At 39.7% G+C, this 11,392-nt stretch carries 7 protein-coding genes; all 7 read right to left on the bottom strand.

The features are described from left to right. Positions 1–44 precede the first annotated feature (44 nt). The 7 genes from ACXACJ_RS10760 to ACXACJ_RS10730 all read right to left on the bottom strand — a co-directional run bounded on the left by ACXACJ_RS10760 (position 45) and on the right by ACXACJ_RS10730 (position 11,336). The gene (locus ACXACJ_RS10760; RefSeq protein WP_475134371.1) at positions 45–1,664 is read right to left on the bottom strand and encodes a sensor histidine kinase; all 1,620 of its coding nucleotides are present in this window, start codon (positions 1,662–1,664) and stop codon (positions 45–47) included. Continuing rightward, positions 1,639–6,429, bottom strand: a complete 4,791-nt coding sequence (locus ACXACJ_RS10755; RefSeq protein ID WP_475134370.1) for a PAS domain S-box protein — start codon at positions 6,427–6,429, stop codon at positions 1,639–1,641. The genes ACXACJ_RS10760 and ACXACJ_RS10755 overlap by 26 nt, the downstream gene beginning before the upstream one ends. Before the next feature lie 210 nt (positions 6,430–6,639). Beyond that, positions 6,640–6,861 carry a DUF3820 family protein gene (locus tag ACXACJ_RS10750; RefSeq protein ID WP_475134369.1) on the bottom strand — a complete coding sequence of 74 codons (222 nt, stop codon included), beginning with the start codon at positions 6,859–6,861 and terminating at the stop codon, positions 6,640–6,642. A gap of 127 nt (positions 6,862–6,988) precedes the next feature. Then, positions 6,989–7,657 (bottom strand): YiaD family glycine zipper/OmpA-like lipoprotein, encoded by a 669-nt coding sequence (locus ACXACJ_RS10745; RefSeq protein ID WP_475134368.1) that lies wholly within the window; start codon positions 7,655–7,657, stop codon positions 6,989–6,991. A 241-nt stretch (positions 7,658–7,898) separates the two neighbouring features. After that, positions 7,899–8,276 (bottom strand): iron chaperone, encoded by a 378-nt coding sequence (locus ACXACJ_RS10740; RefSeq protein ID WP_475134367.1) that lies wholly within the window; start codon positions 8,274–8,276, stop codon positions 7,899–7,901. 3 nt (positions 8,277–8,279) lie between these two features. Next, positions 8,280–8,852, bottom strand: a complete 573-nt coding sequence (locus tag ACXACJ_RS10735) for a cysteine hydrolase family protein (protein ID WP_475134366.1) — start codon at positions 8,850–8,852, stop codon at positions 8,280–8,282. A gap of 135 nt (positions 8,853–8,987) precedes the next feature. Further along, complete coding sequence (locus ACXACJ_RS10730; RefSeq protein ID WP_475134365.1) at positions 8,988–11,336, bottom strand: beta-L-arabinofuranosidase domain-containing protein; 2,349 nt, start codon at positions 11,334–11,336, stop codon at positions 8,988–8,990. Between the last annotated feature and the right edge of the window lie 56 nt (positions 11,337–11,392).

The following is an 11,392-nucleotide window of genomic DNA, read 5'->3' as shown; positions in this document are numbered from 1 at the left end:
TTAAATTGATTATTTGAATAACCTCTGTTTTAATGAACTTATAACTAGTTTGGATTGACTTTTTTAATGGTAAAGACGAAGGTGCTGCCTTTTTGCACTTCTGATTCAACCCAAATTGTGCCCCCTAAACTCTCTGCGGTTTTCTTCGCAATGGATAGCCCCATTCCAGAACCCTTGTACTGGTCGCTTTGATTTAGCCTTTGGAATAACTGGAAGATTTTCTGCTGATATTCTTCTTCAATGCCCATTCCGTTATCTTTAACGGCTATTTGCCAAGAGTCTCCTTTATCCTCTGCCGTGATTTCTATTATCGGTTCTACATCTATTTTTCTATACCGAATTGCGTTGGCAATCAAATTTTGCAAAATCTGATTGAGAGGTGTGTGGTAAGTGTAAATGGTAGGTAAATCTTGATACAATATTTGGGTGGAAGTTTCTTCGATAAGTTTTTTCAGAAGCAGTTTGGTTTCGTCAATGGCCCTTTCTAAAGGAATTGGCTCTATGGGATATTCGTATTTTCCGACTTTCGAAAATTCTAAAACATCCAATATGATTTGTCTCATGCGTTTTGCGCCATCAACAGCAAAACCAATGTATAACAGCCCTTTTTCATCCAAAGCGTGGCTATACTTTCTTTCCAGTTGAGAAAGAAATGAAGTGACCATTCTCAGTGGTTCTTGAAGATCGTGAGAAGCAATTTGAGCAAACTGTTGAAGTTCTTGATTAGAGGCGGTGAGTTCTTTGGCCCGTTCTTCCAAAAGCTCGTTTAATTTTGCCAAATCTTTAGTCTTTTCATCTACCATTAGGCTTAGCTTTTGAGGCAACGCGGCTAAATGATAAGCTAGAAATGCTAGAGCCACAGCAAATAAAATTCCCAACAATGAAAACGGTAGCGTTTTAATGAGGTGTTCAGGTTCGGTAATTTTTACATAGACTTCCCAATCTCCTAAAGGAATAAACTCTTTGTAGTAAATGCCTGAATCATAGTTTTCTAAGTCAGGAAAGAACGCATTTGATTTTAGATTTTCACCATTGACTTTAATAAACTGGTATGTGAATTTGCTCTTATTGGCTTGTTCGGTAACCTGAATGGCATTCAGAAGGGTTTCTAATCGAATAAGTACTACTGAAAAACCCCAAAAATCGCCTTTTTTATAAATCGGAAATCTACCCACAATTCCTCTTCCGCCTTGAGTTAAGCTGAAAGGGCCTTCAAAATAAAGCTCTCTTCTTGCCAAAGCCTTTAGAGCCTCTTTTCTATGGACAGAATCCTTTAGAATATCTAAGCCAAGTGCGGCTTCATTTCCTTCTAAAGGGTAAATCTTTATAATGTGGCTACCTTTTACCAGTTCAAGAGCATCTATAAACTTATTACGTTGAATGAGGTCATGACTTATGCTGTCGAAGTTGTCGCCCATTAAGTCTTGCTCTTCCATAAAGGCGAGAACCCGAGTAGCAGTTATGCTGAAATCTAGTGAGTTTTCGAGTTGATTTTTAATGTGTTCTGCTTCATTACGAGCTTCCTGCAATTCATTGGCTTTTTCAACAGTATAAATTTTAAAAGCAATCAATTGCGTTATCAGCATCGCAATGATAAACACGCTCAAGCCGAGCCTTTTCGGCTTATACCAAGCGGACCTAGGTTGTGGTAGGTTCTGGTTCATGTTGTTTTAGCAGCGTAAAGTGAAAGGTGGAACCTTCCCCTGGTTGAGATTCAACCCAAAGTGTTCCTCCTAAATTTTCCACAATTTTTTTCACAATGGCAAGTCCCATACCGGTGCCGCTAAACTCGTCTCTATTATGGAGACGTTGGAATATCACAAAAATTCGGTCGAAATATTGCTTTTCAATCCCGATGCCATTGTCTTGTACTGAAATATGCCATTGAAGTGCATCTTCTTTAGCCTTAATTTGAATTCTAGGTTGAGTATCTTTTTTCTGATATTTCAACCCGTTGCCGATCAGGTTCTGTAATATTTGAACCATGGGCAACTTGTATGATATTACGGTTGGAAGATTTTCAAACTCAATAATGGCATCAGTTTCTTCAATTTTGCTCCATTGCAATTGACAAACCTCATCAACGATTTCATTCAGATTAATGAGAGAAAGTTTGTCGTCATGCTTTCCTACACGTGAGAATTCGAGCAGATCCAATATGATTTGTCTCATGCGAGAAGCTCCATCAACCGCAAAGTGAATGTATTGCTGTGCTCTTTCATCGAGATCAGCGCTGTATCTTTTTTCTAATTGGGTCAAAAATGAAGTCACCATTCTCAAAGGTTCCTGCAAGTCGTGGGATGCTACATAAGCAAATTGCTCCAATTCAGTATTGGAAATGGTGAGTTCTTTGGCCCGCTGTTCCAGCTCGTGATTCAATCGAGTTAAGGAAGCTTCGTGTTCTTTTCTTTGTGTAATGTCCTGAGTGGCTCCGATCATTCGAATCGCTTTGCCTCGTTTATCTCTTACAATGTGGCCACGGTCATATACATATGCATATTCTCCACTCTTTTTCAAGAAGCGATATTCATGTTCCCAGTAAAGAAGAGATTTGTCTTTTAGGGTAGAGAGTTGAGAAGCTGTAACTTCTTCAATGTCTTCTGGATGAACTCTTTCTCTCCAGAAAGCATCATTTTCATTGGCTTCGTTGTTGTCGTAGCCAAATAGATTGCAAAACCCTTGACCTGTTCGGTACACTTTGCCAGAAAGCATGTCCCAATCCCAAATGGCATCGTTGGTGGCAATGGCTACTTTTTCAAACCTTTCGTTGGATTCTTTCAGCTGTTCTTCCGCTAATTTTTTATCCGTAATATTTTTCAAATAGGCGGTTAGGCCACTTTGCGAAGGATATACATTGATTTCGAACCAAGTGTTTATTTGAGGGAAATAATCCTGAAACTGGATGGTTTTCATTTCATCCATTGCATTACTGAAATTGTAGAAAGAGAGTGGGAAATCCTCTTTTTTGAAAACATCCCATAAATTTTTACCCAGTATTTTGGAACGCGGCACCTTCGACATTCGCTCGGCCATTCTGTTCCAATAGGTAATTACAAAGCTTTTATCAACCGCAAAGAATGCATCATCTATACTTTCAAGAATCTGATTTTTTTCTGCAAAGGCCTCTTTCAGCGCAAATTGACTTTGTCGTCTTTCAATGGCAACGGAAAAATTAGAAATGACACTGTGTAGGAAAGAGGTTTCGTCTTTTTTCCATGTTCTTACTTGGGTTGAATCTTCCAAAGCTACAAATCCATAGAAATTGTCTTTAATATGAATCGGAATCAAAAGCATAGAATTGATTTGATTCTTCTTCAGCAACCTTTTTAGCTTGGCGTTTCTCAACTTATCTCTTTCCATGTCCACATGGTGTCCATCTAACATAGGAGAGAGCTCGTCTAAAAATGGCTTTAATGATTGCTTTGGAATGAATGGAAGCTGTTTAAAGCCATCCGATGTTGTCCAACGGTATTTCTGTTCAAAAATGAAATCGGTTTTGTTTTTAGGATCATCGATTTCGAAATAGGCAATTCTATTGACATTCAATGCACTACCAATAATTTCGAATGTTTCTTCCAGTGTCTCTTCCCAGCCACGATTCTGCAAGAAAATAGCAGTGATATCGGCAATTGAAACCAGATATTCAGATTTTCTGGCTAATTCAAGCTGTGCGATTTTTCTGAAATGAATGTTTTGAACACTTCCTACCAATCTCACGCATTGATCATTTTCCATTTCGGGAATTCCCATGGCGCGAACCCAACGCTCATTTCCTTTTTGAGTGATAATGGGGAATTCAATATCGAAAGAAGTACCTTCAGTTATTGAGTTTTCTACAATGCTGGCCATCTTCTCCTTGAAATGCTCGGGGAAGAAGTTGAATGCAGTGGAATAGCTTGGTAAATATTCTTGATCTACTTCGAATATCTCTTTGGCTATTTCCGACCAGGTTACCGAGTTGTTGATAACGTCATATTCCCAACCCCCAATGGCGGCAAGGCTGGATGCATTGTCTAATAATTGCTTAACTTTTCTTTGAACAGTAACATCGCGAATGGCTCCAATCATGCGGTACACTTCGCCATGTCTGTTTCGAATGGCAAAGCCTTTTTCTTCAACATAGGCATAAGTGGAATCAGATTTTCTAAGCCGATAATTGGCTTCCCAAACTTCTTGGTTTTTTGTGGCTAAAAACTTTTGTAGCTCTCGATCAACAACTTCTTGATCTTCAGGATGAATTAGGCTAAACCAGTCTTCAACTGTGAAATCTTCCCGATTTCCATCATGACCAAAAGCACGCTCAAAACCCGAGCCCCAATGCACTTCATTAATCATGGCATCCCAATCGTATATGGCATCGTTTGTGGCTTGATTCACAAAATCATAGCGTTCATTGCTAAGGGTAAGCTCTTTTCTTTTTTGATAGTTCTCTAAAATAATGCTCAGCAAAGGAGCGGATCTGCCAAAAGTTTCGAGTTCATTTTGGGTGGGTGATTTTGCATGTTTGTAGTAATTGGCAAATGTGGCAATCACTTCTCCTTCGGAATTGAAAATGGGTTCCGACCAACAGGCTTTTAAATCGAATTGATTAGCTAAACCCCGGTAGTTTACCCAGAAAGGATCGGTTTCGATATTAGAAACCACAATGCGTTTTTGCAAAAATGCTGCTGTTCCGCAACTGCCTGCCACAGGGCCTATTGGAGCTCCGTTTACTTGCCTTCTAAATTCGTTTGGCAAGCTAGGAGAGAGGTAATCCCAAACTTTTCCATCTCTTACTTTTAAAATTGAAGTAATAAGCCCTGAGTGAATGGTCTCTAAACCTTTGAGATACTTGTAAATCAGATTGTCTACATCTGAATCAGTTTTTATGGTTTCTTCCGTAAGTTCTTGTTCAAGTCTTTCTGTTTGTTGAATAATTACTGAATCACTAACGTTATGACAAACAACGATTACGCATTCTTCGCCTCTGTATATGGTTTTTTGAGCTGAAATATCCATATGCAATATTTCGCCAGCCTTATTCATGTGCCTATGTTCTCCAAATCTGAAGATGCCCGAGCCTCGTTTAATTTCTTCGTGGAGCTTTAATACTGTTGGGATTTCCTCTTCTGGCCGAATATCCAGAATAGTTAGCTCACTAAATTCCTCACGTGAATATCCGTATTGCTGAAGCGCCTGAACATTTACGTGCAGGATTTTCAGATCGTTTAACCGATAGATGACTTTTGAAAGTGGGCTCAGATTGAAAAGATCGCGGTAATTCTCCTCCGATTCTTTGAGCTTATCTTGAGATTTTACTCTGGCCGTAATGTCTCTGAAGTTGTAAACGATTCCCTCAATAATCGGGTCGTGAAACATATTCGTTACAGTAAACTCCATCCATCTCCATTCACCTTCTTTGTTTCTAACCCTAGTTAATGTTCCTGAAATCGGATTTCCTGGATTATTCAAAACCTCCATCATTTCTTTTTGAATGTGGGGGATGTCTTCAGGATGAGCCACATCAAAAAGGTTCATTTTATAGGCTTCTTCTTCGGTATAGCCCAAAACTGATTTTATTGAAGGAGAAACATATTTTGGACTTCCATCTTGTTTAAGGATCACTACTGAATCAGAACTGTTTTCTACCAGTGCTCTAAAATGGCGTTCGTTTTTCTTGAGTTTGTCTTCAATCCTTTTGCTTTCAGTAATGTCTACAGCAGTGACAAATGCACCCAGTATTTCCCCATTTTTATTGGTCATGGGGCTGTAATTTATCTTGATGTTTTTTTCTTCGCCTTCAAACGGAAATGATACAATGCTTTCGTGAGTTTTACCTTGGAAAACTTGTTCGTAAAGCGACTTTAAAACCTCTCTTTGTTGTGTTCGGGAATAGTTTAGAACACAATCCCCTTTGTTCACATCAATGCCAAAGTATTTCAAGTAAAGCTGCCCAAACTCTTTGTTGAAAGTTATGATATCTAGTGATTTGTCTACAATTAAGAAGGGTTCTTGGGTACTTCTGAATAATAGGTCAATTTCCTCTTTGAGTTCTTTCGATTTAGAAATATCCTGAATGATGCCGGTGGCAAAATCAGCTTCAAAAGTTAAGGCATGGCTTACCCAAGTATAGTTTCCATGGTTGGTTTTTAAACGGTATTCTAGCGTTTGGTCCTGCTTAGATTCTAGAGCACTTATGAAGCTGGCTTTGTCATCAGGGTGAATGATTTCGTTCCAAGAAATACCCAATAATTCTTCGGAAGAAACCTCCAATAATTTGTCCGCACTAGGGCTTATATATAAGAGATTAAGATCGAAATCCGATACCCAATATACTCCACCGAGTGCATTGGCGATTTTTTCAATCGATTTATTAGGCTCAAATTTCTGAATAGTTGAATGTTGCGTGTGGTCAACATCACCATTGTCATTCTTGGTTTTAGAAGTCATTCTAATACATTAGAAATATTATAATAATTAATAGCACGAGGTGCTAATCAGCAACAGCGGAACTTAGGAGGTTTATGGTAGAGGTGATCGGAATCGCAAAATAATATAAAAAATATTTTGGAAATCTTGTGAACCTAGAGTTCAGTTTAATTAAAATTTCAGGAAAAATAGATTTTTATTCTCATTGTAAAGAGAAGAGGGATTATGTAATCAGCGTCTCTTTAGGGGCGTTAGAAGCTCTTCTAGGCCATTTATTTTTATTTCGTAAATGGTGTGGAGTAGCATGCCCAATTTGCCATTCGGAAAACCTTCGTTATAAAACCATTCAAGGTAGCTTATTGGCAAATTGCAAAGAATAGTGCCCTTATATTTGCCAAAAGGCATTTTCATAGTCACCAATTCCAAAAGTAATTGCGGGTTCGCTTGCTCCATTTGCGCAAGGTACTAGTCGCTTTTTGATGTTTCTACAGAAGCTCAAAAAAATGACCATAAAAAAACCGATGACTCCTTAAAGTCATCGGTTTGAGTGTATATATGTATAGGGTGAATCAGGATTGGATTATTGACCCAATTCACCTCGTTTTGCCATTCTCTGCATTTTTTTGTTCGCATAAATTGCTACCTCAACTCTTCTATTGGCTTGACGACCAGTAGCAGAACCGTTATCAGCAATTGGTTGGCTTTCTCCATAACCTTGAATCTCTAATCGGGTAAAGTCTACACCAAGGCTTACAAGGTAATCTTGAACTGAAGAAGCTCTTTTCTTAGAAAGCTCTAAATTATACTCGTCAGAACCAGTGTTGTCTGTATGGCCTTCAATCAATACGTTTGTGTCATCGTATTTTTTGAGGGTTTCTGCCAATTCCTGAATGTTCTCTTTAGTTCTTACATTCAAATCAGATTGGTTTGTGGCGAACATTAAACCAGAATCGAAAGTGATTTTAATACCTTCTCCAACTCTTTCTACTTCCGCACCTTCCAAGTCAGCTTGAAGTTCTTCAGCCTGCTTGTCCATTCTTCTACCAATTAATGCACCGGCAGTACCACCCACTGTAGCCCCGATAATGGCTCCAACGGCAGTGTTATCTTTACCTGCGATTACTCCTCCCAAAACTCCACCAGCAGTTGCACCAATGGCTCCGCCTTTTGCTGTGTTACTGGCTTGGCAACCCATTAAAATTGAAACTGAAACTAATAAGGCTGTTATTACTTTAAGTGATGATTTCATATCTATTAAATATTTTGTTAGCTCAAATTTTAAGTTCAAATCGATTTGTTAATTCTTGTTTTTCGATTTCAAACTCTGAGCTCCAGATATTCAATAGCCGTACCAATGCCCTTTTTGAGAAGATAGAGCACTTTTTCGCTTGAAATTTCGTGGTGCTTTTTCCCAATTGTGTAAAAACTTACTCAAATTGAAAGCCAAGACATGAGAAGGAGTGGGGGAAAGGTGGTTGTGGGGTTGAAGCTTACTTTTTCTTTTTAGACTTGAATTTATCTTCATTTTCCTCAACTCTGAATTTCACGATTTCAGAAATTAGGGCATAAGGAATTGGCTGATCGAGCGGAAATTTAATGGTGCCTTTTGAGCGTTCGTATGGGGCAAGCTGCTCAGCAAAAGCATTGATGCCAGCAGAAGCAGGGTAAAGCCCAATGTGCGATTTCCATGCAGCATAATACACCAACATTCCGTGCTGTTTGAAAGCTGGCATTCCATAACTAATCACTTCTTGTGCATGGGGAGCTGCTTCACCAATGGTTTCTCTGATCTTATCTAAAATCTGCTTTACATCATCTGGAAAGGAATCGTGATATTCATCAATTGAAGTGAATTTTTTGGTTTCCATAATTTACTGCGTTTTAAGATTAGAGATAAGTTGATCTGTATTTATTACAGTAGCGAATTCTTGGTGGAGGCTGGCGAGTTCAGCTTCATGAATTGCTTCAGCCGAAATTCTTTTTCCTTCAAAATTTATTTTATCGAATGTGGCCGTGGCATCGGCTAATAATAACACTGTGAAGCCCAAATTGGCAGCCATTCGAACGGTTGATGACACACAGTGGTCTGTTGTGAGCCCTGCAATTACCAATTGGGAGATTGCTTTCTCTTCTAATTCTCTTTGAAAATGAGTGCCAATAAATGCGCTATTCACTGACTTTTCGATGATAAGTTCATCAGCAAAAGGCTTTACTATGTCTTTAATTTCGTTGCCTTGTTGACCGGCCACCAGCCTAGAATTAGGGTTGGTTGAATTGTGTTTGACATGATAAACAGGCCAGCTTCTATTTCTCCATAGTTTTAAAGCCTTGGCTGCATTTTGTTCCGCAAAAAGGTTGTTTCGGTGTCCGCCCCAATAGGCTACATCATCCATTCCTTTTTGAATGTCGATAAGCACCAAGGCCGTAGAAGAATCTAGTTGCATTTTGTCTTTTTGAATATTTCAAATTTATGGATTCCCTGATTTGAAATTAGAGGGCGATTGCGACAATCATGCGGGGTGTAAAAAAATGGGCTATCTCGAATTTGGATTTTAATCTATCGAGATAGCCCTTGAACTTTATCTTTTAATGGTGCGAGCAAAGAAGAATGGCCCCGCTCGATGGCCTGTATGAGGGGCAAATTTAACGGTCACTTTACTTTTTCCTTGAGTTAGATTTTCAGGAATATCGTATTGGACATCGATAAATGCCCCGTCTTTTTTTCCGCTGATATTTTCTGTGGCTATTTTTTCTCCGTCAATCAAAATGTCGAAAGTTTTTGAGCCTGTATAACCACCCCAATATTCAATCACTAAGGCCATTGGTTCATTCTTTTCTACCTTCATGTCGAAAGAAAGCCAGCCACCTCGTTCAGCTCCACGAGCATTTCTGCCTTGGAAATCTCGGGTTAAATTCAGTTTGTCTCCAGTGAAGTTGTGATTTCTTTCTGGCTGCATTTCTCCCGGTTGAAAAGCATCGAAAGTTTTCGCCTCAAGCTCTTTCTTACGGGCTAATTCTGCTTCGTATGCCGCTTGATGCTCGTCCCATTTTTTCTTATTGAACAAATCGAAATACACCGAATATCTTCTGTCGTTGGTTTGGTAGAAAGGTTTTAGCGTGATGTCGCGAGGTTTACCCAAATCTACTGTTTGGAAGGTGTTTGGCTGCCCAGAAACAGGTTTTACCCAGTCGGCTGGATTTCTCGATTCCGACATAAATACAGGTACATAATCCTTGTCATTTGCTTTTTCGTCATCCACTGGGCCAAGGTCCCCAGCCAACAAAACTGGCCCATTGAATACTGCGATACGATCAGAATCATCGGGCATGGATTCCATTCTAAGAGAGAAAGGGAAACGAACATCTACTTTGTCTCCATCGTGCCATTCTCTTGTAATTTCTAAGAAGCTCCCAGGTTTGCCAATCACTTTTTGCGTTTTGCCATTGATGTCAATTTCAATACCCTGATCTGCCCAATGTGGGTAGCGTACATAGAATGTGAATTCCTTAGGTTCTTTCAAATTGAAAGTAAAGTGAGAAGCTTCTTCTTCAGGGAAAGAAGTGTTTTGCGTCAATTCAAGTCCCATTTCTTTCCACGATAGGGTAGAAGCCATATACTGACTTGCATACAATTCGTGATCATTGTGGAAGTAAATATGACCAGCATGCTTGCTGTGTGTTTCCATGCCTGAACCCACGCAACAAGTAAAGCTGAAAGGGTATTGGTAATCTTTGTGGCCTCCCATTTCTAGGGAAAGATTATAAATTACTTTTCCGTTTTCAGGGTGTTGAGCAGAAAGAATGTGATTGAATAATGCCCTTTCGTAGTAATCGGCCACTTCTGCTCGGGGATTCCAAGCGAAGAGGTGCTTGGAAAGTTTAAGCATGTTGTAAACGTTACATGTTTCTGTTGTCTCATTGCTGAGTCGGTTTCTCAACTTGTCGGGTGCGCCAAAATACTCGTGATTTCCGTGCCCACCAGTAACATAAGTATGATGATTTACCACAGTAGACCAGAAGAACTCAGCTTCTTTTTGGCTATCTTCATTACCGGTGATTTCATATATCCTTGAAGCTGCTACCATTTTAGGGATTTGCGTATTGCCGTGTTTGTTGGGCAGAACATCTTTCCCTTCAGCCATATTATCATCAATCTCATCGTGATGAAAAACCTTGGCAATTTCCATGTATTGCTCCTCATTGGTGTCTTCATATAAGTCCATTAGTGTTTCTTGAATGCCCCCGAATTCACATTTTAGCATTTCCTGAGCTTGCTCGTGAGTAAGGGGAAGAACAATGGTACCTACCCAATCGGCAAAATTCTTTTCCACTTCTAATGCCTGTTCGTTGCCCAGTAATTCATAGGCGTCTCTTAGGCCAGCCAAAACTTTGTGGTGCGTATAAAATGGCGACCAAATTCCATTGAGATCGAAGCCTTGAGAACGGATGTTTCCTTTAGCAACTTCTTCTTCAAAAACCTTTTTGCCGTTAGTAAACGCGCCTAAATATTGTCCGCCATTCGCTTTTTGAATTTCAGCTAATTCAGAAACAATGTAATCGGCCCGATCTTTAAACTCTTTTTTTCCAGTGCTCTGATACATCAAAGCCAAGCCGCTAAGGTAGTGACCCAAGCTATGGCCAGCGAGTGATTCGCCTTCCCAACCTCCGTATGCTTCGGCTTTTGGTTTTAGCCCAGCCTCAGTTCTGAACCGCGATAGCAAGCGGTCGGGCTCATAGTTCAATAAGGTTTCTTCATTTAATTCAGTGGCATTTTTAAAAGGGCCATCCAAAAGCTTAACGGCCGTTAGGGGAAAGGGCTCAACGGATTCTGGATTCGCTTTTTGAACTGTGATGGGGTCGGAACCGCAGCTGAAAACTGCCAGACAAACCGCGGCCATTATGCCTAAAAATGATTTTCTGTTGCTCATAAGTAATGCTTTTCGCCTAAGGGTTTCGAACAACTTCCAAAGGTGTACAGGTAAAT

It is taken from the genome of Roseivirga sp. AWQ4_251 (assembly GCF_056158225.1).
The sequence above is the reverse complement of the archived record's forward strand: the minus strand, read 5'-3'. Positions and strand labels throughout refer to the sequence as shown.

Excerpts from the sequence above, each read along its gene's own strand:
- ACXACJ_RS10760 (WP_475134371.1), bottom strand. The coding sequence starts at position 1,664 with ATGAACCAGAACCTACCACAACCTAGGTCCGCTTGGTATAAGCCGAAA.
- ACXACJ_RS10755 (WP_475134370.1), bottom strand. The coding sequence starts at position 6,429 with ATGACTTCTAAAACCAAGAATGACAATGGTGATGTTGACCACACGCAA.
- ACXACJ_RS10750 (WP_475134369.1), bottom strand. The coding sequence starts at position 6,861 with ATGGAGCAAGCGAACCCGCAATTACTTTTGGAATTGGTGACTATGAAA.
- ACXACJ_RS10745 (WP_475134368.1), bottom strand. The coding sequence starts at position 7,657 with ATGAAATCATCACTTAAAGTAATAACAGCCTTATTAGTTTCAGTTTCA.
- ACXACJ_RS10740 (WP_475134367.1), bottom strand. The coding sequence starts at position 8,276 with ATGGAAACCAAAAAATTCACTTCAATTGATGAATATCACGATTCCTTT.
- ACXACJ_RS10735 (WP_475134366.1), bottom strand. The coding sequence starts at position 8,852 with ATGCAACTAGATTCTTCTACGGCCTTGGTGCTTATCGACATTCAAAAA.
- ACXACJ_RS10730 (WP_475134365.1), bottom strand. The coding sequence starts at position 11,336 with ATGAGCAACAGAAAATCATTTTTAGGCATAATGGCCGCGGTTTGTCTG.